Annotated in this window: 23 protein-coding genes; 12 read left to right on the top strand and 11 right to left on the bottom strand. The window is 74.1% G+C overall.

Annotated elements, in window-relative coordinates; genetic code table 11:
* Positions 1-58: 58 nt before the first annotated feature.
* From ACLE50_RS07605 to ACLE50_RS07590, 4 genes are all read left to right on the top strand, one after another.
* A complete protein-coding gene (locus ACLE50_RS07605) occupies positions 59-823 on the top strand; it encodes a ribosomal RNA small subunit methyltransferase A (protein WP_410942692.1) in 765 nt (254 codons plus the stop codon).
* A 303-nt stretch (positions 824-1,126) separates the two neighbouring features.
* Positions 1,127-2,467 (top strand): MFS transporter, encoded by a 1,341-nt coding sequence (locus ACLE50_RS07600; protein ID WP_410942691.1) that lies wholly within the window; start codon positions 1,127-1,129, stop codon positions 2,465-2,467.
* Positions 2,464-3,831, top strand: a complete 1,368-nt coding sequence (locus ACLE50_RS07595; protein ID WP_410942690.1) for an LLM class flavin-dependent oxidoreductase — start codon at positions 2,464-2,466, stop codon at positions 3,829-3,831. Before ACLE50_RS07600 ends, ACLE50_RS07595 begins: the two co-directional genes overlap by 4 nt.
* An 82-nt stretch (positions 3,832-3,913) precedes the next feature.
* The gene (locus tag ACLE50_RS07590; protein ID WP_410942689.1) at positions 3,914-5,131 is read left to right on the top strand and encodes a phosphodiester glycosidase family protein; all 1,218 of its coding nucleotides are present in this window, start codon (positions 3,914-3,916) and stop codon (positions 5,129-5,131) included.
* A 3-nt stretch (positions 5,132-5,134) separates the two neighbouring features.
* Here the strand turns inward: ACLE50_RS07590 and ACLE50_RS07585 are convergent, their stop codons facing one another.
* Entirely contained in the window at positions 5,135-6,046 is a 912-nt protein-coding gene (locus ACLE50_RS07585) for an alpha/beta fold hydrolase (RefSeq protein ID WP_410942688.1), read from the bottom strand.
* Between the two features lie 102 nt (positions 6,047-6,148).
* Between ACLE50_RS07585 and ACLE50_RS07580 the strand changes: the two genes are divergently transcribed.
* Complete coding sequence (locus tag ACLE50_RS07580; RefSeq protein WP_410942687.1) at positions 6,149-6,715, top strand: hypothetical protein; 567 nt, start codon at positions 6,149-6,151, stop codon at positions 6,713-6,715.
* A gap of 21 nt (positions 6,716-6,736) precedes the next feature.
* Positions 6,737-7,648: an alpha/beta fold hydrolase gene (locus ACLE50_RS07575; RefSeq protein ID WP_410942686.1), complete on the top strand. Its 912-nt coding sequence runs from the start codon at positions 6,737-6,739 to the stop codon at positions 7,646-7,648.
* Positions 7,649-7,653: 5 nt separating this feature from the next.
* On the opposite strand, the gene ACLE50_RS07570 is transcribed toward ACLE50_RS07575, so the two are convergent.
* The 5 genes from ACLE50_RS07570 to ACLE50_RS07550 form a co-directional block, all read right to left on the bottom strand.
* Positions 7,654-8,904, bottom strand: a complete 1,251-nt coding sequence (locus ACLE50_RS07570; protein ID WP_410942685.1) for an Nramp family divalent metal transporter — start codon at positions 8,902-8,904, stop codon at positions 7,654-7,656.
* Positions 8,905-8,949: 45 nt separating this feature from the next.
* The gene (locus ACLE50_RS07565; RefSeq protein ID WP_410942684.1) at positions 8,950-9,459 is read right to left on the bottom strand and encodes a GNAT family N-acetyltransferase; all 510 of its coding nucleotides are present in this window, start codon (positions 9,457-9,459) and stop codon (positions 8,950-8,952) included.
* A gap of 21 nt (positions 9,460-9,480) precedes the next feature.
* A complete protein-coding gene (locus ACLE50_RS07560) occupies positions 9,481-10,101 on the bottom strand; it encodes an IMPACT family protein (RefSeq protein ID WP_410942683.1) in 621 nt (206 codons plus the stop codon).
* Positions 10,102-10,437: 336 nt separating this feature from the next.
* The gene (locus tag ACLE50_RS07555; protein ID WP_410942682.1) at positions 10,438-10,743 is read right to left on the bottom strand and encodes a hypothetical protein; all 306 of its coding nucleotides are present in this window, start codon (positions 10,741-10,743) and stop codon (positions 10,438-10,440) included.
* Positions 10,744-10,756: 13 nt separating this feature from the next.
* On the bottom strand, positions 10,757-12,439 hold the full coding sequence (locus ACLE50_RS07550) for a sodium:solute symporter family protein (protein WP_410942681.1): 1,683 nt from the start codon (positions 12,437-12,439) through the stop codon (positions 10,757-10,759).
* Positions 12,440-12,782: 343 nt separating this feature from the next.
* Between ACLE50_RS07550 and ACLE50_RS07545 the strand changes: the two genes are divergently transcribed.
* Complete coding sequence (locus ACLE50_RS07545; RefSeq protein WP_410942680.1) at positions 12,783-13,607, top strand: DeoR/GlpR family DNA-binding transcription regulator; 825 nt, start codon at positions 12,783-12,785, stop codon at positions 13,605-13,607.
* 52 nt (positions 13,608-13,659) lie between these two features.
* Positions 13,660-14,742 carry a galactose-1-phosphate uridylyltransferase gene (gene galT / locus ACLE50_RS07540; RefSeq protein ID WP_410942860.1) on the top strand — a complete coding sequence of 361 codons (1,083 nt, stop codon included), beginning with the start codon at positions 13,660-13,662 and terminating at the stop codon, positions 14,740-14,742.
* Positions 14,743-14,826: 84 nt separating this feature from the next.
* Here the strand turns inward: galT and ACLE50_RS07535 are convergent, their stop codons facing one another.
* Both ACLE50_RS07535 and ACLE50_RS07530 read right to left on the bottom strand, forming a co-directional pair.
* Positions 14,827-16,161 carry a C40 family peptidase gene (locus ACLE50_RS07535; RefSeq protein WP_410942679.1) on the bottom strand — a complete coding sequence of 445 codons (1,335 nt, stop codon included), beginning with the start codon at positions 16,159-16,161 and terminating at the stop codon, positions 14,827-14,829.
* 369 nt (positions 16,162-16,530) lie between these two features.
* Entirely contained in the window at positions 16,531-17,706 is a 1,176-nt protein-coding gene (locus tag ACLE50_RS07530; protein ID WP_410942678.1) for a glycosyltransferase family 4 protein, read from the bottom strand.
* 96 nt (positions 17,707-17,802) lie between these two features.
* Here ACLE50_RS07530 and cobF point away from each other — a divergent pair, with 96 nt between their 5' ends.
* Complete coding sequence (gene cobF, locus ACLE50_RS07525) at positions 17,803-18,606, top strand: precorrin-6A synthase (deacetylating) (protein ID WP_410942677.1); 804 nt, start codon at positions 17,803-17,805, stop codon at positions 18,604-18,606.
* Between the two features lie 47 nt (positions 18,607-18,653).
* Complete coding sequence (locus ACLE50_RS07520; protein ID WP_410942676.1) at positions 18,654-19,643, top strand: SDR family NAD(P)-dependent oxidoreductase; 990 nt, start codon at positions 18,654-18,656, stop codon at positions 19,641-19,643.
* A 9-nt stretch (positions 19,644-19,652) separates the two neighbouring features.
* Here ACLE50_RS07520 and ACLE50_RS07515 read toward each other — a convergent pair whose 3' ends face one another.
* Entirely contained in the window at positions 19,653-20,237 is a 585-nt protein-coding gene (locus tag ACLE50_RS07515) for a TetR/AcrR family transcriptional regulator (RefSeq protein WP_410942675.1), read from the bottom strand.
* A gap of 146 nt (positions 20,238-20,383) precedes the next feature.
* Here ACLE50_RS07515 and ACLE50_RS07510 point away from each other — a divergent pair, with 146 nt between their 5' ends.
* Positions 20,384-20,908, top strand: coding sequence for a DUF5709 domain-containing protein (locus ACLE50_RS07510; RefSeq protein ID WP_410942674.1), 525 nt, complete (start codon positions 20,384-20,386; stop codon positions 20,906-20,908).
* A gap of 100 nt (positions 20,909-21,008) precedes the next feature.
* On the opposite strand, the gene ACLE50_RS07505 is transcribed toward ACLE50_RS07510, so the two are convergent.
* A complete protein-coding gene (locus tag ACLE50_RS07505; RefSeq protein ID WP_410942673.1) occupies positions 21,009-21,416 on the bottom strand; it encodes an SsgA family sporulation/cell division regulator in 408 nt (135 codons plus the stop codon).
* A gap of 223 nt (positions 21,417-21,639) precedes the next feature.
* Positions 21,640-22,452 carry a hypothetical protein gene (locus ACLE50_RS07500; RefSeq protein ID WP_410942672.1) on the bottom strand — a complete coding sequence of 271 codons (813 nt, stop codon included), beginning with the start codon at positions 22,450-22,452 and terminating at the stop codon, positions 21,640-21,642.
* 206 nt (positions 22,453-22,658) lie between these two features.
* Between ACLE50_RS07500 and ACLE50_RS07495 the strand changes: the two genes are divergently transcribed.
* Positions 22,659-24,359 (top strand): AMP-binding protein, encoded by a 1,701-nt coding sequence (locus ACLE50_RS07495; RefSeq protein ID WP_410942671.1) that lies wholly within the window; start codon positions 22,659-22,661, stop codon positions 24,357-24,359.
* The last annotated feature ends 11 nt before the right edge of the window (positions 24,360-24,370 follow it).

Here is a 24,370-nt window from a genome sequence, read left to right as displayed (position 1 = left end):
TCTCTCGGCGCCGCCGTCCCGCAGGTCCATGTACCCCTGCCGGACTCGGGAGCCCTCCTTGTCACGCCCACGTCCCCTCGGCCGTCACGAGCACGGCCAGAACTTCCTCACCGACCCCTCGGTCCCGGCGGCGCTGACCGCCGTCGTCACCGGGTGGCCGCCGTCGCCGCTGCTGGAGCTCGGCGCCGGTGACGGTGCCCTGACCGTCCCGCTGGCCGGGCTCGGGCGACCACTGACCGCCGTCGAGCTGGACCTCCACCGGGTCCGGCGGCTGCGGCGCCGTCTCGGCGGCACCGTCACCGTGCGGCACGGCGACCTGCTCGAGGCCCGTCTCGACCGGCACCAGGACGTCGTCTCCAACGTGCCGTACGCGTTGACCACCCCGCTGCTGCGCCGGCTGCTCGCCGCCCCGCGCTGGGGGCACGCGCTGCTGCTCCTGCAGTGGGAGGTCGCCCGCAAACGCGCCGCGGTCGGACCGACGAGCGCGCTCACCGCCCGCTGGTGGCCGTGGTTCGCGTTCCGGCTGGTCATGCGGGTTCCTGCCACCGCGTTCCGCCCCGTCCCGGCCGTCGACGGCGGGGTCCTGGAGATCACCCGGCGGCCCGTCCCGCTGGTCGACGGCCCGCCGCGGGCCTACCAGCGCACGGTCGACGCGGTGTTCACCGGGCGCGGCCGCGGGGTCGTCGACGTCGTCGGGCGCCGCTTCGGGCACCGGCTCGCCCGCGCGTGGGCCGCCGAGCACGCGATCGGGCCGCGCGCGTTGCCCCGCGATCTCGACGCCGGGCACTGGGCGGCGCTGCACGCCCGGATCCGCGCCCGCTGAGCGCGCCCGGGGCCGATGCCCCGAGGGGCACCCTCGTCACCACCGACGGGAACGAGGGTGCCCCTCGGGGCTCCAGGCGCGCGGGGCTCCCGGGCTCGGGGCTCCAGAGCGAGGGGACCACGGCACGAGAGGGGACCCCGTCACCTTCCGTTGCATCGGGACAGCACGGTCTGATCGTCTGAGCGGATGGAGGGCACCGCGCTGACCCGCCGCCGGTGGCTCGACCACGGCCGGCTGTCCTCGCACGCCTGTCGCTGAGCACGCTCCCCGCATCTGCTCACCTCCACCTCCGGCAGGTCACCCGTGTCCCGTCCCACCCCGCACCCCACGCCGCGCCGCGCCGCCGTCGCGAGCCTCGTCGGCACCACCATCGAGTGGTACGACTTCTACCTCTACGCCACCGCGTCCGCGCTGGTGTTCGCCCCGCTGTTCTTCACCGGCGTCGACCCGGCGGCCGGGCTGCTGGCCTCGTTCGCCACCTATGCCGCCGGGTTCGGCGCCCGCCCGGTCGGCGCCGTCGTCGCCGGGCACCTCGGCGACCGCGTCGGACGACGGTCGGTGCTGGTCGCGTCGCTGCTGCTCATGGGCGCCGCGACCACGCTGATCGGGCTGCTGCCCACCTACCCGACGGCCGGGCTGCTCGCCCCGGTGCTGCTCGTCGTCCTGCGCCTGGTGCAGGGCCTCGCGGTCGGCGCCGAGTGGGCCGGCGCGATGCTGATGGCCGTCGAGCACTCCACCGGCGACGGCCACGAGCGGCGCCGCGGGTTCTTCGGCAGCTTCCCGCAGATCGGCTCGTCGGCCGGGATGCTGCTCGCCTCCGGTGTCTACGCCGGGGTGCTCGGCGTCGTCGGGAAGGACGCGTTCCTGGCCTGGGGCTGGCGGATCCCGTTCCTGCTCAGCCTGCTGCTCGTCGGTGTCGGGCTGGCGATCCGGCTGACCCTGGCCGACCCGGCCGTGTTCACCGCCGCCCGCGACGCCGGGACCCTGGCCCGGATGCCGGTGCTGGAGGTCCTGCGCACCGACTGGCGCACCGTGCTGCTGACCATCGGCAGCCGGATCGCGCAGAACTCGGTCTACATCCTCGCGACGACGTTCGCGCTGACCTACCTGGCGCAGACCACCTCCGCGGCCGCGGGCGCCGGGCTCACCGCGGTGATCGTCGCGTCGGCGATCGGGCTGGTGTCGACGCCGCTGTGGGCGATCCTGTCCGACCGGGTCGGCCGCAAACCGGTGTACCTGGTCGGCGCGATCGGGGCGCCGCTGTTCCTCGCGGTGTTCTTCCTGCTGCTCGACACCGGGTCCACCGCGCTGGTCGTCGTCGGGATGGTCGTGCTGGTGAACCTGTTCCACGACGCGATGTACGGCCCGCAGGCCGCCTGGTACGGCGAGCTGTTCGACACCCGGGTCCGCTACAGCGGCGCCTCGCTCGGCTACCAGATCGGGTCGGTGATCGGCGGGACCACACCGCTGATCTCCACCGCGCTGCTCTACGCAGGCGGCGGCCGCCCCTGGCTGATCTGGGGCTGGTTCGCGGTGCTGTTCGCGATCTGCATCCTCGCCACCGTGCTGTCCCCGGAGACGCTGCGCACCGGCCTGCGCGACGACCGCATCACCCTCCCGACGAAGGAGAACACCCCCGCATGACCCGCCGGATCCTGCTCAACGCGTTCGACATGGCCTGCGTCGGGCACCAGTCCGCCGGGCTGTGGCGCCACCCGTCGGACGAGGGGTACCGCTACACCGACCTGGAGCACTGGACCGAGCTCGCCCGGATGCTGGAGGACGGCGGGTTCGACGCGCTGTTCCTCGCCGACGTCCTCGGCGTCTACGACGTCTACGGCGGATCCCGCGACGCCGCCGTCCGCGCCGCGGCCCAGGTCCCGCTGGCCGACCCGCTGCTGCTGGTCCCGGCGATGGCCGCGGTGACCTCCCGGCTCGGTTTCGGTGTGACCGTCTCGGTCGCCTACGAGCACCCGTACGCCCTGGCCCGACGGTTCGCCACGCTGGACCACCTCACCCGCGGCCGGGTCGCCTGGAACGTCGTGACCTCCTACCTGGACTCCGCGGCCCGCAACCTCGGGCGTTCCGGGCAGATCCCGCACGACGAGCGCTACGAGCTCGCCGAGGAGTTCCTGAAGGTCTGCTACAAGCTGTGGGAAGGGTCCTGGGAGGACGACGCCGTCGTCCGCGACGCCGCGCGCGGCGTGTTCACCGACCCGGCGAAGGTGCACGACATCGGCCATCACGGCCAGTGGTTCGACGTGCCCGGCGCGTTCCTGACCGAGCCGTCCCCGCAGCGCACCCCGGTGATCTTCCAGGCCGGGGCGTCGCCGCGCGGCGCCCGCTTCGCCGGCACCCACGCCGAGGCCGTGTTCGTGTCCGGACCCTCACCGGCGGTCGTCCGGCGCTCGGTGGATGCGATCCGCGGCGAGGCGGAGCAGGCCGGGCGCGACCCGCGCTCGGTGAAGGTGTTCGCGATGCTCACCGCGATCGCCGGGGAGACCGACGAGGCCGCGCACGCCACCCTGGCCGAGTACCTGCAGCTCACCGACCCGGAGGCGGCGCTGGCGCTGTTCGGCGGCTGGTCGGGCGTGGACCTCGCCGGGGCCGACCCGGGACAGAAGCTGGAGTACGTGCAGACCGAGTCGACGCGCTCGGCCCTGGCCGCGTTCACCGGGCCCGACCGGGACTGGACGGTGCAGGAGCTGGCCGAGTTCATCACCGTCGGCGGGCGCGGGCCGGTCGTCGTCGGGTCCGGCGCGACCGTCGCCGACGAGCTGGAGCGCTGGGCCGACGAGGCCGACCTCGACGGCTTCAACCTCGCCTACGCCGTCACCCCCGGCACCATGCGCGACGTCGTCACCCACGTCGTGCCGGAGCTGCGCCGCCGCGGCCGGGTCCCCGCCGCGCCCGACGCCGGCGGGCCGACGCTGCGCGAGCGCTACGGCACCGGCGACGGCGCCCGCCTCGGCAAGGACCACCCGGGAGCCGGGTACCGCAGTCACTGATCCACCCACACGTTCACCCACACGAGCCACGCCCCGGTCGTGATCGTCTCCACGACTCCGGCGGGCCGTTGGAGACAGCGAGATGGAACGCGACGAGAACGGTGTCCCGCAGGGCCCGGACAAGAGCAAGCCGCTGATGGTGCTGCTCGTGTCCGTCGCGCTCGCCGCACTCACCCCCGCGGGCCCGCTCGCCCCGGACCAGCAGTGGTCGGTCACCCGGGACCTGCTCGCGACCTCCAGCACGGCCGCCGCCGGGACGGCGCCCGCGGTCGTCCACCGCGAACAGCGGATGACGACGCCCAAGGGACCGGTGACCAGCGACGTCGTCGTCGCCGACCTGCGACGGGTGCGCGCGACCCTGCTCACCGGCCGCACCGTGGGGCAGCGGGCCACCCCGCAGGAGCGCGCCCGCGCCGCCGGGGCGGTCGCCGCGATCAACGGCGACTTCTTCGACTTCGGCCGCAGCAACGCCCCGTCCGGGCCGTCGGTGCAGGGCGGGGTCGCACTGACCTCGCCGGTCCCGGCCGGGCGGCGGCTGGCCCCGGGGGTCCCCGGGGACCAGGAGGGCGACGCGCTGGTGATCGACAAGGCGGGCCGGGCGCGGCTGGACCGGCTCACCCTGGCCGGGGAGGTACGCGGGCCGCGCGGCAGCTTCCCGATCCGCACCCTCAACGCCTACGCCGTCCCGGAGGGCGGCATCGGGATCCTGACGCCGGCCTGGGGCGACCGGGACCGCAACGCGACGCTGTGCGGCACGAACACCGACCGGAACGCGCCCTGCCCGCCGGACCGCACCGAGGTCGTCGTCGACGGGGCCCGGGTCACCGCGGTCCGCGAGCCCGGGGCCGGGCCGATCGGGCCGGGGCAGAAGATCCTCGTCGGCCGCGACGAGGGCGCGTGGCAGCTGCGCAGGCTGCGGGTCGGTGACTCCGTGGTGCTGCACCACCGGCTCGTCGCGAGGTCCGGCGCCTCGCCGCGCACCGCCGTCGGCGGGAGCCCGATCCTGCGCGGTGGCCGTCCGGTGCCCGGGCTCGACACCCGGGCCCGCGCCCCGCGCAGCGCCGCCGGCATCACCCGCGACGGCAGGCTGGTCCTGGTCACCGCGGACGGCCGGGAGACCACCAGCGTCGGCGTCACCCTGGCCGAGACCGCGGACCTGTTGCGCCGCGCCGGGGCCGTCGACGGCGTCAACCTCGACGGCGGCGGGTCGTCGATGCTGGTGTACCGGGGCAAGGTAGTGAACCGGCCCGCGGGCGACGCCTACCGGCTGGTCCCGAACACGCTCGCGATCATGAACTGAGCGTCATCGGCCGAGGGCGCGGCCACCGGTCGCGACCAGCGCGGACCCCAGGGTCCGGGCGCGCTCCAGCCCCGGCGCGACGGTGTCGCCGGTCGTCTCGGCGACCAGCTCGGCGACCGGGCCGGCGACCTCGTCGGGGCGGTGGCGGACCACCCAGTGCCCGCCGGGCAGGTGCCGGACCCGCAGGTCCGGGGCGAACGGCGCCGCGGAGACCGCCATGTCGGTGCCGACGTAGGCGTCCCGGCGCGGGCACAGGATCTGCACCGGCAGGTCGGTGCGCCGGATCTGCGGGTTCCCCAGGCGGCGGGGCAGGTTGCGGCGGTAGAGCTCCAGGCCGTGCACCGCGTCGGCGGGGTCCGGCGGGGCGATCCGCTCCGAGCGGGCCACGATCCGGCCGAGCAGCCCGGAGCGGATCAGCAGCTCCGGCAGCACCGGGATCCGGAAGAACACCGTGTACCAGGAGTGCAGCATCTGCCGGGCCACCGCGGGCAGGTCGCGGCGGGCCCGGCGGCCGAGGAACCGGGCCACGTGGTCCAGGCACGGACCGGAGATCGAGGTGAACGACGCGACCCGGCCGGTGAGCGCGTCCCCGGTCACGGCGTGCCAGGTCTGGATCGCGCCCCAGTCGTGCGCGAGCAGGTGCACCGGCTCGGCGGGGGAGACCGCGTCGCACACCGCCCGCAGGTCCGCGGCCAGCAGCTCCAGGTCGTAGCCGGCGCGGTCGCCGGGCACGCCGGAGGCACCGGCGCCGCGCACGTCGTAGGTGACGACGCGGTGCCCGGACCCGACCAGCGCGTCGGCCACCCCGTCCCACACGTGGTGGTCGTCGGGATAGCCGTGCACCGCCACGACGGTCGGGCCCTCCCCGCGCACCTGCACCGCCAGCGACAGGCCGTCGCCCGTCCGTACCGTCACGTCATCGACCACATGATCATCGTAGGCACGGGCGGGCGAAACTTGACGAAATCGGCCCGCATCCCCCTGACCGGGCACGACGGCGGCGCTACCGTCGCGGCCATGGGCGCAGCGGTGACACCGACGGTGATCCGGGCCGTCCCGCGCGACCGGGACGGCTGGCGGGTCGCGGCGGACCGGGTCGCGGTGCTGCTCGCCGAGGCCTGCGACGCCGGGCTCCCCGCCACCGACGCCCGCCGCGCCTGGCACCGGCTCGACGCCGCCGTGCAGGACGCCCAGGACCGGCCCGGCTACCCGCCCGGCCCCTGCCCGGACCTGTGCCTGGTCCCGGTCGTGCCCGCCGACCTCGGGCCGCTCGCCGGAGCGGCCGCGCTGCTCGGGCGCGGCCTGCTGCCCGCCGCCGACCCGCGGATCGTGGTCGCGCTGGCCCGCACCTCGGCCCGCTGCCGTACCGCGCCCGGGACGGCGGTACGCGAGCTCGCCCGCGCCCACGGCGTCCTCGACCTGCACCTGGGCACCGACGGCGAGCTGCTCTACGCCCTGGCCGGGATCGCCGCGCGCTCACCGGGCATGCGGGTCGTCGCGGCCCGGGTGGCCGGGCGCGTCGGCCCGATGTGGGCGGCGGGCGGTGAGCACCCGCACGCCGTCGGGCCCGCCCCGGTCGGGTGAGCGCGGGGTAGGTTCGGTGCCGTGACTGCACCGGCGTGGTTCACCGAGGCCCTCGCCGTCCCGGCCGGGACGGGTGAGACCGGGGCCGGTGGCGTCCCGATCCGGTACCGGACCTGGGGCGAGCCGGGCGCCCCGGGTGTCGTCCTCGTGCACGGCGGTGCCGCGCACAGCCGCTGGTGGGACCACGTCGCGCCGCTGCTGGTCGAGGGCAGGCGCCGCGTCGTCGCGCTCGACCTGTCCGGGCACGGAGACTCCGGCCGGGCACCGGCCTACGACCTGCACCGCTGGGCCGCCGAGCTGCGCGCGGTGGTCGCCGCGTCCGGGGTGGGGGAGCGGCCCACGCTGATCGGGCACAGCATGGGCGGGTTCGTCACGCTCACCGCCGCCCTGACCTACGGCGAGGAGCTGGCCGGGGCGGTCGCCGTCGACTCCCCGGTGAAGGACCGCTCACCGGAGGAGCGGGCCGCCCGGTCGCGGCGCGCGTTCGGCCCGGCCCGCGTGCACCCCGACCGCGACGCGCTGCTCGCCCGGTTCCGCACCATCCCCGAGCAGGACGGCGACCTGCCCTGGGTGCACGCCCACATCGCCGAGCACAGCATCCGCGCCGTCGACGGCGGCTGGACCTGGAAGTTCGACCCGCAGATCTTCGGCGGCATCGGGCTCACCCCCGGCGAGCTGGGCCGCCCCGGCTGCCGGGTCGCCCTGTTCCGCGCCGAGCACGGGCTGGTACCCGCAGACATGGGGGAGATGGTCGTCGACCGGATGGGGCGGCCCGCCCCGGTCGTCGAGCTGCCCGGCGCCGGGCACCACGTGATGATCGACCAGCCGCTGGCGCTGGTCGCGGCGCTGCGGACGCTGCTGGCGGACTGGGAGAACCCGGTGCCCGACGCGTGGAACCGCAGCACCGCACCCGCGCAGGCCGCGGCACGCTGAGCCGCTCAGCCGGAGCCGGTGAGGGTCTGCCAGATCAGCACCCCGTTGAGCGCGATCACCACCGCGGTCACCAGGACCGCCGTCGCGGTGGTGACCCGGTGGTTCACCAGCTCGCCCATGACGTCGCGGCGGGCGGTCAGCCACACCAACGGCGCCAGCGCGAACGGGATGCCGAAGGACAGCACCACCTGGGACAGCACCAGCGCCCGGGTCGGATCCATCCCCACCCCGAGGACGACGAGTGCCGGCAGCAGGGTCAGCGCGCGCCGCAGCACCAGCGGGATCCGGCGCCGCAGGAAGCCCGCCATGATCACCTGGCCGGCGTAGGTCCCCACCCCGGACGACGCGAACCCCGAGGCCAGGAGCGCGATCGCGAAGCCGTACGCGGCCACGGAGTCGAGCCGGGTGCCCAGTGCGGCGAAGATCCCCTCCAGGGAGTCGGTGTCGGCGATCCCGGTCCCGGCGAACAGCGCCGCGGCGATCACCAGCATCGCCAGGTTCACCAGCCCGGCGACGCCCATCCCCGCGACGATGTCGAACTGCCCGGCCCGCAGCAGGAACCGGGTGTCGGCCGGGGTGCGGGCGACGACGCGGCGCTGCGTGAGCGCGGAGTGCAGGTAGATCACGTGCGGCATGACGGTGGCGCCGAGGATGCCGGTGGCCAGCACGACCGAGTCGAGCCCGTCGAAGGCGGGGACCAGCCCGGCGGCGAGGGCGCCGCCGTCGACCGGGACGCGGAACACCGTCGAGACCAGCCCGACCAGGATGACCAGCAGCAGGAACACGATCGCCCGCTCGAACGGCCGGTGCCCCCGCGACTGCAGCCCCAGCAGTACGAACGCCAGCACCCCGGTGACCACCCCGCCGGTGAACAGCGGGATCCCGAACAGCAGGTGCAGGGCGACCGCGCCGCCGATCACCTCGGCCAGGTCGGTCGCGATCGCCACGAGCTCGGCCTGCGCCCACATGAACCGGGTGCCCCACCGCGGCATGTGCTCACGGCACAGCTCGGGCAGGTTCGACCCGGTCGCCAGGCCCAGCTTCGCCGAGAGCGACTGGATGAGCATGGCCATCAGGTTGGCCAGCACGATCACCCAGACCAGCAGGTAGCCGTAGCCGGCACCGGCGGAGAAGTTCGTCGCGAAGTTGCCCGGGTCGACGTAGGCGACCGCGGCGACGAACGCCGGGCCGAGCACGGCGAGGCGCCCGCGCCAGCCGCTGTCGCGCAGAGACTCGACCGTGACTGCCTGCTGCACCCGACCTCCTGAGGGCTTCCGAACCCGGAGTGTAGGAAGGGCTAACTAGGAGATGCCAGCAGGTGTGAGCCGGCGGTGCATCACGTGCAGCCCGGTGGTGGAGCCGTCGGGGAGCCGGAAGGCGTCCGGGACGATCCCGACCGTGGTGAACCCGAGCGAGTGCCACAGCGCCACCGCCCGGGTGTTGGACTCGACGACGGCGTTGAACTGCATGGCCGCGTAGCCCTCGGCGGCCGCGGCGGCCAGGACGTGCTCACCGAGTGCGCGGCCGGTGCCGCGGCCGGCGCGGGCCGGGTCGACGGCGAAGCTCGCGTTCGCGACGTGTGCGCCGGGCCCGGGACGGTTCGGGCCGAACTCGGCGGTGCCGACCACGGTGCCGTGGGTGCCGTCGCGGGCCACGACGGTCCGGACCGGCGGGCCGGGCATCCACATCGCCCTGGCGTCCTGCTCGTCGACGTCGGTGGGGACGGCGTAGGTGCGGCCCTCGGCGAAGACCTCGCGCAGGATCGCCCAGATGGCGGGCCAGTCGTCCTCGCGGGCGTCGGTGATCAGCACCGCCTCAGCGTAGGAGCGCTGTCACGGGAGATAGAGGTCGCGCGGCCCGGCGTCGACGGCCTCGATGCCGCCGCCGGTGTGCTCGGCGAGCCAGGCGGTGAAGGCGTCGACGTCGGTGACGGCGACGGTGAACGTGACGTCCGCGCCGTGGCTGACGTCGCGCAGCCGGTACGGCGAGGCCCGCAGCTCGTGCTCGAGCCGGCCGGCGCGGTCGTGCGGCAGGGCCAGCAGCAGCTCCCGGTGCCGGACCCGGCGCAGCGTGCCGACCTCGTCGAGGGTGGCGGCCAGCGCTCCGGAGTAGGCGCGGACCAGGCCGCCCGCGCCGAGCTTGGTGCCGCCGAACCACCGGCTGACGACCGCGACGACGTCGGTCAGCTCGCGGCGGGTGAGCACCTCGAGCATCGGCACGCCCGCGGTGCCCGACGGCTCGCCGTCGTCGTTGCTGCGGGCGGTCACGTCGCCGGTGCCGGGGTCACCGATCCGCAGTGCGGTGCAGTGGTGCGTGGCGTCGGGGCCTGCGCGGCGGACCCGGTCGACCACGGCGGCCGCGGCGTCGGTGCTGCGCACCCGGGCGACGGTGCAGACGAACCGCGACCGGGAGACCTCGGTCTCGTGCTCGCCGTCGCGGGCGATCACCCGCATGCGGCGCCCCGGTGCGTGGTTCCGCAGGTCACAGCGTGACGCGGGTCGCGATCGGCTGCGGTTCGGAACCGATTCAGAAGACACTGGAGCGGTACGACGACCACGAGAAGGGACCACCCCATGACCGACACCCTCCGCACCCTGCGTTCCGGTGTCGCCGGCCTCGTCCGCCGGATCGACACCTTCACCCTCGAGGCGTTCAACCCGGTCTACCCGACGCCGGCCCGCGACGACCGCTGACGGTACGGGGCACGAGGCCCCGTACCGCCGGCCGGCCGTTCGCAGGGGGAGTGCACGTCCGGGCAGAGCCGCCCGGACCCGCCCTTGCCGTCTCTCTCAGTCCTCCGGCGTCTCCGCCGGGGCCGCGGGCACCTTCAGCGGTCGCAGCCGCACCCACAGGACGAACAGCACGCCCACCACGAGCATGGCGATGCCGGTCTCGAGGTTCAGGTTCGAACCGCCGGTCTTCGCGAGATTCTCCGGGTCGTTCCCCGACACGATCCCCATGATCAGCAGCACGATGCCGTAGACACCGAACAGCAGCGCGATCACCGAGCGCAGGTCGAACAGGTTCGCCGCGGTCGCGGAGACGGGCGCGTCCGCGCCGCTCCGGGGCTCGGCGGTGTCGTCGATCCTCGACATGTCGTCCTCCCTCTCAGCCCGCGACGATGTACATGATGACGGTCAGCGCCAGGACGCCGACGCCGAGCACGGTCGGCGAGCGGTACCAGCCGGCGTCCTCGCCCTCGCTGGAGTGCGCGCGCTGCTCCTTCGGCGTGAGGCTCCACACCAGCCCGACCAGCTCGTTCTCCGGCTTCGGCGCGGTGACCAGCGAGACCGCCCCGGCCACGGCGACACCGACGACGAACGCCGCGATCGCGCCGAGGAAGCTGCCCGCCTGGCTCGACACCGCGATGACCTCGGTGCGCACCAGCACGTCGACGATCACCGCGGCGGTGGTGCCGGACAGCAGGCCGATCCAGGCCGACGGCCCGGACATCTTCTTCCAGAACAGGCCCAGGATGAAGATCGCGAACAGCGGGGCGTTGAAGAAGGAGAACAGGGACTGGATGTAGTCCATCAGGTTCTCCGAGCCCGACGCGATGAACGCCGTCCCGATGGCCAGGACACAGCCCACGATCGTCACGATCCGGCCGACCTGCAGGTAGTAGCGGTCGTCGCGGCCCGGGCGCGCCCAGTCCTGCCAGATGTCGTAGGTGAACACCGTGTTGAACGAGCTGATGTTCGCCGCCATGCCCGCCATGAACGCGGCCAGCAGGCCGGCGATCGCGACGCCCAGGATGCCGTTCGGCAGGACCTCCTTCATCAGCAGCGACAGCGCGTTGTTGTAGGTGATGCCGTCGACGGCGTCGCCGCCGTTGGCCTTCACCTGGCTGATCTGCGGCACGATGATCGCCGCGAGCATGCCCGGGGTCACGATGACCAGCACGACCAGCGCCTTCGGGAACGCACCGATGATCGGGGTGCGCCGCGCGGCGGACATCGACTTGGCCGACAGTGCGCGCTGCACCTCGGCGAAGTTGGTCGTCCAGTAGCCGAAGGAGAGCACGAAGCCCAGCCCGAACACGATGCCCAGCACCGACAGGAACGGGTTCGCGATCTCGGTCAGCGGGGTGCCCGGCCAGGCCGAGAGGTCCGCGCCGCCGCTGGGGCCCGCGGTGACCTTCTCCTTCAGGCCGTCCCAGCCGCCGACGCGGTTGAGGCCCGCGAGGGTCAGCGGGATGAGCAGCGCGAGGATCACGAAGAACTGCAGGACCTCGGTGTAGATCGCGGCCGAGAGCCCGCCGAGGGAGATGTAGCAGAGCACGACGACCGCGGCGACCGGGATCGCGACGATCAGCGGCCAGCCCAGCAGCGCCTCGAGCACCAGGCCGAGCGAGAACAGGTTGACGCCCGCGATCAGGATCGAGGCGACGGCGAAGATCACCGCCTGCACGCGCTGGGTGGTGCGGTTGAACCGCTTGAGCAGGAACTCCGGCACCGAGCGGGCCTTGGAGCCGTAGTAGAACGGCATCATGACCAGGCCGAGGAAGACCATCGCGGGGATGGCGCCGAGCCAGTAGTAGTGCACCGTCGGGATGCCGAACTGGGCGCCGTTGGCGACCATGCCGATCAGCTCGAGCGCACCGAGGTTGGCCGAGATGAACGCCAGGCCGGTGATCCAGGCCGGCATCGACCGGCCGGACAGCAGGAAGTCCAGGCTGGACGAGACCGAACGGCGGGCCGCGTAGCCGATGCCGAGCACCAGCACGAAGTAGAAGACCACCAGCAGGTAGTCGACCCAGTTCGGGTGCAGACGGAGGATGTCCGCGGTCATGCCCCGGCCTCCCGCGTCAGGGCCCGCCGGTGGGCGGGGGTGTCGCCGTGAAACATGGTCGTGGACGCTCCTCGACGTTGAGTCGTTCTGTGCGGGTTCGCGGCGAAGCTGTGCGACGTACCACAGGAGCCGCGAACGCCGCACAATGTAACTCGCAGTCGGACAGAAGTGAACACGTTCGCTCGAATCCGAGACCGGACAGTGATGCGGATTCCGGAACCATCGGCGCTACGTGATCGTCCGAGCACAGGCGTATTGCCGTACGTGCGGTTTTGTTGCACTATGTTCGGGTGAGTGAGAACCGGGGCCGCGACGAGGCGGCCCGGCCCGGACCGGGCCCGACATGAGCCTGCTGGGTGAGCAGCGCCGCGAGCTGATCGTCGAGCAGGTGCGCGAACGCGGCGCCGTACGGGTCTCCGAGCTGGCCGAGCACCTGTCGGTCTCGGAGATGACGGTGCGCCGGGACCTGGACGTCCTGGCCCGCCGGCGGCTGGTGGACAAGGTCCACGGCGGGGCGACGGCGGTCGGGGAGCTGGGATCGGAACGGCTCGGCGAACCGGCCGGGCACGGCACCGACGAACCCGAGTTCGCCGCCAAGGCCGACCGCGAGCGCCGGGAGAAGGAGGCGATCGCGGCCGAGGCCGCCCGGCTCGTCGAGCCGGGCGCGGCGATCGGGCTGTCGGCCGGGTCGACGACGTGGCGGCTGGCATCGCTGCTGGCACGGGTGCCGCGGCTGACGGTGGTGACGAACTCGCTGGTCGTGGCGGACGCGCTCTACAGCGGCGGCGCCGAGGCCCGGGGGAGCACGGTGATCCTCACCGGTGGCGTGCGGACGCCGTCGGAGGCGCTGGTCGGGCCGGTCGCGGTGGGCTCGTTGCGCTCGGTGAACCTGGAGATCGTCTTCCTGGGCGTCCACGGGATGAGCGCGGCGGCGGGCTACTCGACGCCGAACCTCACCGAGCGCGACACCGACCGGGCGCTGGTCGACGCGGGGCAGTCGCTCGTCGTCGTCGCCGACCACACCAAGTGGGGCGGCGTCGGCATCTCGACGATCGCCGAGCTCGGCGAGGCCGACGTGCTGGTCACCGACGACGGCCTGCCCGAGGACGGCCGCGCGGTGCTGGAGAGCGAGGTCGGGCGCGTGATCCTCGCGCGGCCCGGCACCTAGGAGGACGGGAACGGCACATGGGAACGGAACAGTGGAGACGGTGACCGACACGGTGCGCACGCTCAGCACCCACCTGGCCGACGGCCGGGAGATCCTCTGGTTCGACGAGCCGGGGACCCCGCCGCGTGACCCCGCGACGCTCGTCGACCACCGCGACCTGCCGCCGGTCGTCCCGGCCTCGCAGCTGCGCTACGACGCGCTGATGGGGGAGTGGGTGACGATCGCGGCGCACCGGCAGAACCGGACCTACAAGCCACCGACCGACCGGTGCCCGCTGTGCCCGACCCGCGGTGACCGGCTCACCGAGGTACCGGCCCCGTCCTACGACGTCGTCGCGTTCGAGAACCGCTTTCCCTCGTTCGGTGCCCCGGCCGGCTCACCGCCGCCGGAGGTCACCGGGGACGCCCCGGTCGCGGCCGCCGGCCGCTGCGAGGTCGTGTGCTTCACCGACGACCACGACACCCCGTTCGCCGGGCTCACCCCGCAGCGTGTCCGGCTGGTGCTCGACGCCTGGGCCGAGCGCACCGCCGAGCTGGGCGCCCGGCCGGGCGTGCGCTACGTGTTCCCGTTCGAGAACCGCGGCGCCGACATCGGCGTCACGCTCGGGCACCCGCACGGCCAGATCTACGCCTACCCCTACGTGCCTCCGTTCCCGCAGCGGATGCTGGCGAACGTCGCCGCGTACCGCGCCGAGACCGGGGAGAACCTGTTCGACGTCCGGCTGGCCGCCGAGCGGGCCGGGGAGCGGGTCGTCGTCGCGAACGAGCACTGGACGGCGTTCGTTCCGGAGGCGGCGCGCTGGCCGGTCGAGGTGCACCTGTACCCGAACACCCCGACCCCGGACCTGCCCGCGCTCGACCCCGCACAGCGGGACGCATTCGGGCCGCTCTACCTGGACCTGCTGCGCCGCCTCGACGCGCTCTACGGCGAGGAGCTGCCCTACGTGGCGGCCTGGCAGCAGGCCCCCGTGCGGGAGGCCGACGGCCGGTCCGATGCCCGGCTGCACCTGCGCCTGCACTCGATCCGCCGGGCCCCCGGGAAGATCAAGTACCTGGCGGGATCGGAGACCGGGGCGGGTGCGTTCATCTCCGACGTGTCGCCGGAGGCGGCGGCGGAGCGGCTGCGCTCGCTGTAACCACGCAACAGCCCCCACAACAGCGACGAGGCCGGTATCCCCTCCCCAGGGGTACCGGCCTCGTACGTTTCTCGGGTGTGTGGCTCAGGAGAGCCGGAGCGCGTTGTGGAACGGCATCGCGCTGACCTGCGAGTACTTCACCGGCTCGCCCTCCTGGGAGGCGTGCAGCACCTTGCCGTTGCCGGCGTAGATACCCACGTGGCTGACCGGGGAGTAGAAGAACACGACGTCGCCGGGCTGCAGCTCGTCCTCGGAGACGTCCTGGCCGTCCATCTGGGACTGGGCCGAGGAGCTGCGGGGCAGGTCCTTGCCGACCTGCTCGAAGGCCCACTTCATCAGGCCGGAGCAGTCGAAGGAGTTCGGGCCGGTGGCGCCCCAGACGTAGGGCTTGCCCAGCTTGGTCTCCGCCGCGGACAGCGCCTGCGTGCCGATCGACGAACCGGCCGGGGCGTCGGACTTCGTGTCGCTGCTGCTGGAGTCCCCGGAGCCGGAGCCGGAGCCGGAGCCGGAGCCCGAACCGGAGTCCGAACCGGAGCCGGAGCCGGAGTCCGAACCGGAGCCGGAGTCATCGCCGGCGCCCTGACCGGTGTCCGAGCCGGGGCCGTCGTCGTCGGAGTCGCGGCCGGTGCTCGGGGTGGTGGTCGCCGCCGAGCGGACGGCGGTGGCCTTCGCCGCGGCGGCGGCCGCCTTCTGCCGGGCCTCGTGCTGGGCGGCGGCCTGCTTGGCGGCCTGCTGCTTGGCCACGGCGGTGATCCGGGCGGCATCGGCCTGCTGGAACGCCTGCGGCACGGCCGCGGAGACGTTCTGGAAGCCCTGGGTCATCGACGTCGCGGTCTGGCTGGTGCCGCCCTGGGCGCCGGCGGCCGGGGTCGAGAGCCGCATGGTGTTCTCCGAGGAGGCACCGGCGAGGCCGATGGACTGCTCGGTGTCCTCGGGGGCGTCCTGGCCGCCGAGCGTGGTCACCACGCCCATGACGGCGGTGGCACCGACCAGCGTCGCGGACATCGTCGCGGCGACGGCGCGGGGGTTGCGGCCCCAGGATCCGGTGTCGCCGCCACGGCCGCGAATCAGGCCGACCGGGGTGGAGGAGGTCAGGCCGGCCGGGGCGTCGCGGGTGACGACGGTGTCGCCGGCGTCCGGCACGGAGGCGCCGTGCCCGGCGGCGAACTGCTCGGCGGGGACGTGCTCGGTGGGGAGCTGCTCGACGGCCGGGCCGAACGCGTCGGCGGTGTGGTCGGCGGTGTGGGCGGCACGGTGGCCGCCGGTGGCCGGGGCGGTGAAGCCGGCGTCGGAGTAGCGGGCGAGCAGCTCGCTCGCGGAGATGCCGGCGGAGGCGTCGCGGTCGCGGCGACGGCGGGGGAGCGCGTCGGTCCCGGTGGTCTCGAGGGTCTCGCCGGGGTGAGTCAGTGCAGAGGTCATTCGGGGGTCCTCGTCGTCCGGCGGGTACGCCATCGGCGGGGGAGCCGACGTACCCGTCCCCGCCACCAGCTGGGTGGGCGCCAGGGGGAGTGTCGGCGGCGGGGAGCGAACGACCGACCGGGCGCACCAGCCGACGTGTGCCGACCAGCGAGAGCAACGTAACCGGTCCGTGATGCGCCGGTGCAGCGGACCCGCCGTCCGTGCGACGAGCGGTGGCTGTGGCGCGATCCACGCACATATCTACCGCCGAACGGTGGACACCCTGGCCCGTTCGGATCCCGTGCCCAGGTGGGCCCACGGTGAGCGGTTGGTGCAATCGGAGTAGCGGACCGGTGCACGTGCCGCCGTTCGGGGCGGGCGCAGGGGCGCTCAGGAGCGCCCGGCCGGCTCCGGGGTGTCGAGGTCGGCGGGTGCGGTGGAGCCGGCGAGGCCGAGGGCGCTGCGGTAGATCTCGTCGAGCTGGTCGGCCCAGTGCGTCGCGGAGAAGCGCTGCAGGAAGCGCTCCCGGGCGGCGGCACCGCGGGTCGTGCGCAGTTCCGGGCGCCGGACCATCCGGACGACCTCCTCGGCGATCCGCGTCGCCGATACCGGCACGAGTGCACCGGTGTCGCGGGTGACGATCTCCGGGATGCCGCCCACCCGGGTCGCGACGGCCGGGGTGCCGGTGGCCTGCCCGAGGACCAGCACGCGGGGCATCGTGTCGTGCCGGGTGGTGTGCAGCTGCAGGTCGGCGCCCTTGAGCAGCTCGATCGGGTCGGTGGTGCGGCGGAACGCGATCCGCCCGGCCAGCGCCGGGTCGGCGGCCACCCGCGACTCCAGCCACGGCCGCAGCGGGCCGTCCCCGCCGAGCACGACGGTCACCGGCTCCTCGGCTGGGAGCTCGGCGAGGGCGTCGAGCAGCATGTCCTGGCCCTGACCGCGGCGCATCGGCGCGAGCGACACGGCGACCACCTCGTCGTCGCCGACGCCCAGCGAGCGACGCAGCCGGGCCGCGTCCTCCGGGGTGCTCGCCCCTGGGTCGAGCGCACCGTCGGGGATCACCGACAGCCCGGACATCGACCCGGCGACTCGGCGGTACCAGTCCCGTTGCAGCAGCGACGTCGCGATCGTGCGCGTCATGAACCGCTTGCGGGCCAGCGTCTTCGCCGTCCGCCGCAGGTGGTCGGCGCGGTCGGCGGGCTCGTCGTGGATGTGGTGCAGCGTCGAGACGGCCGGGACCCGCAGCCGCCGCGCGGCGGCCGACCCGACGACGTCGGCGCGGGCGCCGTGGGTGTGCACGAGCTGCACGCCGTGCTCGCGGAACGCCGCGACGACCTGCAGCACCCCGCGCGGGTCCCACGGGGCCAGGTTCAGCTCGATCGACGCCGACCCGGCCCGGTCCAGCGCCCGCTCGACCGTGGGATCGGCGGTCCGGGCCAGCGCGACGACGACGATCTCGAACCCGGCGTCGGGGCCGGCGGTGGCCAGGTCGGGGAGGGCGGCGGCGACCCCGCGCGGGTCCAGCGAGTCGACGAGGTGCCCGATCCGGAGGGGGCTGGTGGTCACGGCGCGTCGTCCTCCCGGGGTGGTGCGGGTCTCGTTCGGCGTGCTCGCTCTCACCCTACCGAGGAAGCAGGGTCGGCTGCGGCTACCGTCGCGGGAATGCGCACGGTGCTGGTGATCGGGATCGGGGCGGGCGACCCGGAGCACCTCACGCTCCAGGCGGTCACCGCGCTGGGACGGGCGGACGTCGTGTTCGTCATCGACAAGGGGCTCGACTCCGGCGGGCAGGACGACCTGCTGGCCCTGCGCACCGAGATCCTGCGCCGGCACCGTCCGGACGGCGGCTACCGCCTGGTCACCGCGCCGGAGGTCGGGCGGGACCGCGGCCCGGTCGTCGAGCGTGACGACGAGACCTACCGCGAGGTCGTCGTCGACTGGCAGGACCGCAGGGCCCGGCTCTACCGCGAGATGCTCGACGCCGAGCTGGCCGACGGCGAGACCGGCGCGTTCCTGGTGTGGGGCGACCCCTCCCTCTACGACGGCACCCTGCGCCTGCTCGACGAGGTCCTCGACGGTGCGCCCGGGCAGTGGCGGTTCGAGTCGATCGCCGGGATCTCCTCGGTCGCCGCGCTCGCCGCCGCGCACCGGCTGATCCTGAACCGGGTCGGCCGCCCGGTCCTGATCACCACCGGCCGCCGCGTCGCCGAGGGCCTGCCCGACGACGTCGACGACGTCGTGGTGATGCTCGACGGGCGCACCGCGTTCGCCACGATCCCGCCCGAGCGGCGCACCGAGCTGTCGATCTACTGGGGCGCCTACCTCGGCACCCCCGACGAACTGCTCGTCGCCGGCCCGCTCGACGAGGTCGCCGACGAGATCGTCCGCGTCCGCGCCGAGGCCCGCGAGCGCAAGGGCTGGATCATGGACACCTACCTGCTGCGCCGCCGCGACGGCGAACGCTGAGCCCGGCCGCCGCGCGCCCGGATCGCGGGTGTGGTCGGATCGGGGTCATGCCGTCTCCCGAGGTCGTGCTCGACACCGTGCTGGACCGCAGCCTCATCGGGGGCTACACCAAGCTCGGCTACCTGGCCCGCCGCCGCTCCTGGACCGGCGGGCGGGCCGACCCCGCACCCGGGTCGCTCGCCGGGCGGACCGCGCTGGTCACCGGGGCCGGTGGCGGTCTGGGAGAGGCGACCGCACGCGGGCTGGCGGAGCTCGGCGCGACCGTGCACCTGCTGGTGCGCAGCGAGGAGAAGGGCCGTGCGGTGCGCGACCGGATCCTCGCCGCGGTGCCCGGCGCGACGCGCGAGCGGCTGCCGGTGCAGGTCTGCGACCTCGGCGAGCTGGCGAAGGTGCGCGAGTTCGCGGCCCGGTTCACCGCGCAGGTCGGGAGCCTGGACGTGCTGGTGCACAACGCAGGCCTGGTGCCGCCGGAGCGCACCGAGACCTCCGAGGGCAACGAGATCACCCTGGCCGTGCACGTGCTCGGCCCGCTGCTGCTGACCCGGGGCCTCGCCGACGCGCTCGCCAAGGGCGCCGAGCTGTCCGGCACCGACTCGCGGGTGCTGTTCGTGTCCTCGGGCGGGATGTACGCCCAGCCGCTGGTCGCCGACGACCTGCAGTTCCGCGAGGGGAAGTACGGCGGCACCGCCGCCTACGCCCGCACCAAGCGCATGCAGGTCGTCCTCACCGGGATCCTCGCCGAGGAGCTGGCCCCGCGCGGGATCACCGTGCACGCGCTGCACCCCGGCTGGGCGCGCACCCCCGGTGTCACCGACGTCTACCCCGCCTTCGACAAGATCCTCGGACCGCTGCTGCGCAGCCCGGACCAGGGCGCGGACACCGCCGTCTGGCTGGCCGCGGCACCGTCCTCGGAGGTGGGGACGGGACGGTTCTGGCACGACCGCGCGCCCCGCCCGGAGCACTACCTGTCCCGGACGCAGGAGACCCCCGAGCAGGTGGAGCGCTTCCGGGCCGAGGTGGACCGGCTCACCGCCTGAGTGAGCCGGTCAGCCGGTCAGCAGCGCCGTCGCCGCCCGGGTGACGTGCGCGTCGACCGCTGCCGGGTCGGCACCGGACACGGCGTCGGTGTGCAGGACGTTGCGCAGCAGGTTGATCCCCAGTAGCCAGCCGAGCAGCAGCTCCGCGCGCAGTGCCGCGTCCGACGGTTCCCCGGCGGCCTGCGCGGCGAACGCGGCGGTGAACGCGTGCGCCAGCTCGTCGCGGGCCACGCGCAGCGCCTCGGTGCTGCCCGCCGAGCGCAGCACCGAGTCGAACAGGTCGTTCTCCGGGCCGGAGCGCTCGGTGAGGATCGAGCCGAGCGTGCGGGCGAGGAGCTCGCCGGACGGGCCGGCGTGCAGCACCGCGAGCGCCCGCTCGGCCGCGACCCGCGCGAACACCGCCTCCTTGTTGCCGAAGTGCCGGAACAGCAGTGCCTGGTTCACCCCTGCCCGCTCGGCGATGGCGCGCACCGTGGTCCGGTCGTAGCCCTGCTCGGCGAACAGCTCCGCCGCGGCGGTGAGCAGCGCGCGGCGGGTGGCGCCGCCGTCGTCGGGTGCGGGGGCGGGCTCGGACGGCGGGCCTGCGGCGGGCACGGGGGAGACCTCCTGGCGGTGCGGACACGTCCGGCGGACCGTAGCGCCCGCCGGGCGGGGTGTGCGGCCCCGCCGGGCCGGGTAACCGCCTCCGACCACCGGAACGGACCACCACACGCACCACCACCGCAGGAGGACAGGCCGCAATGGCTGCAGGCGACGAGAACGAGTTCCAGCCCGAGGCACCGGACATGGCGTCGGCGATGCAGCTGGACACCGACGAGGCCCTGACCGGCCCGTCGGACACCGACCCGCTCGACTCCGGCTACATCCCGCCGGACCGCCCGCTGGGCGTCGACGACAACGCGGTGACCGAGGCCGGTGAGCGCGACGGCGAGACCCTCGACGAGCGGCTCGCCAAGGAGGTCCCGGACGAGCTGCCGGTCGGCGAGGCCGACCGCTCCGGGCGGCTGGTCAACGCCGACGAGACCCCGGCCGGGGAGCCCGCCACCGACGGCGCCGCGCTCGACGCCGGCATCGACGGCGGCGCGGCCAGTGCCGAGGAGGCCGCCGTGCACGACGTCGACCCGGCCATCGACCCGGTCGCCGACGACCGGCCGGTCGGTGACCCCGAGGTCAGCCGCCAGCTCGCCGAGGACGACCACGCCGACGAGGCGGAGGCCGACGCCGAGCGGGAGCTGTGGGAGGAGCAGGAGGAGCAGGACGCCTGACCCCGCTCCTGCAGACGCAGAACGCCGCCCGGCTCACGACGAGCCGGGCGGCGTTCTGTGTGTGCGGGGAGTGGCGCGGTGTGTGCGGGAGTGGCGCGGCTCAGGCCGTGCTGCTGAGGCGGGCGATGGCCGCGTCCAGGTCGAGGTGGTCGGCCTCCTCGCCCAGGTCGACGAGCTCGCAGGTCGCGTCCACGAACTGGGCCAGCAGGTCCCGGTCGACCTCGAGGACCGCGGCGCCGCCGTCGGACCGGATCTCGATCTCGACGACGTCGTAGCCGTCGACCCGGCGCGGCGCCATCCGGATGTCCCCGACGCCGGTGGGCGCGGTCAGCCCCTCGATCACCAGGTCGCGGGCCACCAGCCACTCGATCCAGCGGTCCGGGGAACGACGCACCGCGAAGGACACGGCGAACGGGTCGTCGGCGCGGTAGCCCCACCGGCTCACGATCGGGGAGGCCTGCCCGTGCAGCACGGTGAAGACGTCCTGCTGGATCGAGTCGCTGGTCATACCGATCGTGCCTCTCCCGCGTCGCCGGCGGAGCACCCCCGTCGCGTGCTCTCACCCCGTCCATCGTCCCGGACGGCCGTCGCGCTGCACCTTCGGGCGGGATTCACCCGTTCGCGCGACATGATGCTCACCGTGCGGTGAGCGGGGCCACTCCGGGAGAGGCGGAGGTCCCTGATCCTGCGGTTCCTGGTGCTTCGCGACAGGTTGGCTTCGCGACAGGTTCCTAGTGCTTCGCGACGCCGGTGACGAGCCAGATGCCGCCGGCGCCCTTCCGGACGGTCTGGCTCAGGGTGACCGTCACCGAGGCCGAGGAGCCGTTGCCGTCGTGCAGGTCGACGACGCCGGGACGACGCACCGTCACCTTCGGGTTGCGGTAGCCGAGCTCGCTGCCGGCGTAGGAGATCGCGACCTCGCGCGGGTCGAGCAGCCACGGCTCACCACCGTTGTCGACCCGCTGCTGCAGCGCCTTCGCCTGTGCCTGCGACGAGGCGGGCCAGATCGGCGTCGCCGAGCTCGGAGCGCTCCGCTCCTTCTTCTTCTCCTGCGTGCCCTCGCCGGCGGTTCCGCTGTCCACGCTGCCGGCGTTGCCCGCGCTGCCGTGCGCGTGCGACGGGGCCGGGGTCGTCGTCGGGGCGGCCCGGCGTGCCTCGCCGGACGGCGGGGTCGTGCCGGACTCGCCGGAGTCCCCGGACTCGTCGTCGGTCGTGCTCGGCGCGGACCCGGTCGTCGGCTCCGGCTCGTCGGTGGCCGGTTCGTCGGTCGTCGACGGGTTGTCGGTCGCCGAGGGCGGCGCCGCGGCCGCGGGCGGTGCCGGAGGCTGCGCGGCAGGGGGCGGGGCCGCACCCGATGCGGCCGCGTCGGCCGGCGGGAGCTGTTGTGCGCCACCGCAACCGGTCAGGATCATCACCAGCGTCGCCAGCGCGAGGACCACCAGCAGGGCACGCAGGAGCAGCCGCGGGCCGAGGGGGCCGAAGTGGACCCGCACGGGCCCGGGACGGTGCGCCTGCGCGGTCTGCCGCAGCTGGGGGACGATCACGCGCGCAGCGTAGGACGATCACCCGGCGTGTGCAGTGCCGCACCGCCGTCCGGGGCGGCGGATCCCGTCGACCGGGTGACGGGAGGACGCCGTCGGGTGCGCGAGTGGGTGGGAGCGCGGCATCTCCGGAGTCATTAGGGTGCGCGATGACGGCCGCGGACCCGCTCGGGCCCGCACATCCTCCGAGCCCGACGAGGTGCACCGAGATGGCATCCGAGAACGGCGCGGCGACGGAGAAGTTCCGCGCCGCGCGTGACTTCCTGCTCGCCCACCGCGAGGACTACGACACCGCCTACCGCGACTTCCGCCGGCCCGAGCTGACCGAGTTCAACTTCGCACTCGACCACTTCGACGTCGTCGCCGCTGATCCGGAGAAGGGTGCGCAGAAGGCGCTGTGGATCGTCGAGCAGGACGGGTCGCAGGCCTCGTGGACCTGGGCCGAGCTCGCCGAGCGGTCCGATCGGGTCGCGAACTGGCTGCGCGAGCAGGGGGTGCGCCGCGGGGACCGGATCGTGCTGATGCTGGGCAACCAGCTGGAGCTGTGGGAGACGCTGCTCGCCGCGATGAAGCTCGGCGCGGTCGTCATCCCCGCGACGACGCTGCTGACCCCGGCCGACCTGCAGGACCGCATCGACCGCGGCCGGGCCCGGCACGTCGTCGTCGGGGTGGGCGACACCGCCAAGTTCGACGACGTCACCGGCGACTACACACCCATCGCCGTCGGCGGCGCGGCCGAGGGCTGGCGCGACTACACCGGCGAGGCCTACGACGCGCCGGCCGAGTTCACCCCGGACGGCGTCACGAAGGCCTCGGACACGCTGCTGCTCTACTTCACCTCCGGGACGACGTCGAAGCCCAAGCTCGTCGAGCACTCGCACGTCTCCTACCCCGTCGGGCACCTGACCACGATGTACTGGATCGGGCTCGAGCCCGGCGACGTGCATCTCAACATCTCCTCGCCCGGCTGGGCCAAGCACGCCTGGTCCAACGTGTTCGCGCCGTGGATCGCCGAGGCGACCGTGCTCGTCATGAACTACGCCAGGTTCGACGCCGAGTCGGTGTTCTCCGTGCTCGGCGACTGCGGCGTCACCAGCTTCTGCGCCCCGCCGACGGTGTGGCGCATGCTGATCCAGGCCGACCTGTCCGCGCTGTCGACGCCGCCGACGAAGGTCATGAGCGCCGGTGAGCCGCTCAACCCGGAGATCATCGAGCAGGTCGAGAAGTCCTGGGGACGGCGGATCCGCGACGGGTTCGGCCAGACCGAGACCACCCTGCAGGTCGGCAACCCGCCGAACCAGCCGATCAAGCCCGGCTCGATGGGGCGCCCGATGCCCGGCTACGTCGTCGCGCTCGTCGACGCCGCCACCGGGACCGTCGGTGAGGAGGGCGAGATCTGCCTGCAGCTCGACCCGCGCCCGATCGGGCTCATGGTCGGCTACGCCGACGACCCCGAGCTCGACGCCGAGGCCATGGCCGGCGGCTTCTATCACACCGGTGACGTCGGATCCCGCGACGCCGACGGCTACATCACCTACGTCGGCCGCGCCGACGACGTGTTCAAGGCCAGTGACTACCGGATCAGCCCGTTCGAGCTGGAGAGCGTGCTCATCGAGCACCCGGCCGTCGCCGAGGCCGCGGTCGTGCCCTCTCCGGACCCGCTGCGCCTCGCCGTCCCGAAGGCCTACGTGGTGCTCGCGAAGGGCTACGAGCAGAACGAGGAGACCGCGAAGGCCATCCTGCAGTTCGCCTACGACCACCTCGCGCCGTACAAGCGGGTGCGGCGCCTGGAGTTCTTCGAGCTACCGAAGACGATCTCCGGGAAGATCCGCCGGGTCGAGCTGCGGGGACGCGAGGACGAGCTGCACGCCGACGCCGCGGCCGCGGTGCCGACGGAGTACACGCTCTGACCCACCGGCCG

This window comes from Pseudonocardia phyllosphaerae (assembly GCF_046546475.1).
GTDB lineage: Bacteria > Actinomycetota > Actinomycetes > Mycobacteriales > Pseudonocardiaceae > Pseudonocardia > Pseudonocardia phyllosphaerae.
Note: the sequence above shows the minus strand (reverse complement) of the source record. Positions and strands in the feature narration are given on the sequence as shown.

Excerpts from the sequence above, each read along its gene's own strand:
- ACLE50_RS07595 (WP_410942690.1), top strand. The coding sequence starts at position 2,464 with ATGACCCGCCGGATCCTGCTCAACGCGTTCGACATGGCCTGCGTCGGG.
- ACLE50_RS07590 (WP_410942689.1), top strand. The coding sequence starts at position 3,914 with ATGGAACGCGACGAGAACGGTGTCCCGCAGGGCCCGGACAAGAGCAAG.
- ACLE50_RS07580 (WP_410942687.1), top strand. The coding sequence starts at position 6,149 with ATGGGCGCAGCGGTGACACCGACGGTGATCCGGGCCGTCCCGCGCGAC.
- ACLE50_RS07560 (WP_410942683.1), bottom strand. The coding sequence starts at position 10,101 with ATGCGGGTGATCGCCCGCGACGGCGAGCACGAGACCGAGGTCTCCCGG.
- ACLE50_RS07555 (WP_410942682.1), bottom strand. The coding sequence starts at position 10,743 with ATGTCGAGGATCGACGACACCGCCGAGCCCCGGAGCGGCGCGGACGCG.
- ACLE50_RS07550 (WP_410942681.1), bottom strand. The coding sequence starts at position 12,439 with ATGACCGCGGACATCCTCCGTCTGCACCCGAACTGGGTCGACTACCTG.
- ACLE50_RS07545 (WP_410942680.1), top strand. The coding sequence starts at position 12,783 with ATGAGCCTGCTGGGTGAGCAGCGCCGCGAGCTGATCGTCGAGCAGGTG.
- ACLE50_RS07535 (WP_410942679.1), bottom strand. The coding sequence starts at position 16,161 with ATGACCTCTGCACTGACTCACCCCGGCGAGACCCTCGAGACCACCGGG.
- cobF (WP_410942677.1), top strand. The coding sequence starts at position 17,803 with ATGCGCACGGTGCTGGTGATCGGGATCGGGGCGGGCGACCCGGAGCAC.
- ACLE50_RS07520 (WP_410942676.1), top strand. The coding sequence starts at position 18,654 with ATGCCGTCTCCCGAGGTCGTGCTCGACACCGTGCTGGACCGCAGCCTC.
- ACLE50_RS07510 (WP_410942674.1), top strand. The coding sequence starts at position 20,384 with ATGGCTGCAGGCGACGAGAACGAGTTCCAGCCCGAGGCACCGGACATG.
- ACLE50_RS07505 (WP_410942673.1), bottom strand. The coding sequence starts at position 21,416 with ATGACCAGCGACTCGATCCAGCAGGACGTCTTCACCGTGCTGCACGGG.
- ACLE50_RS07495 (WP_410942671.1), top strand. The coding sequence starts at position 22,659 with ATGGCATCCGAGAACGGCGCGGCGACGGAGAAGTTCCGCGCCGCGCGT.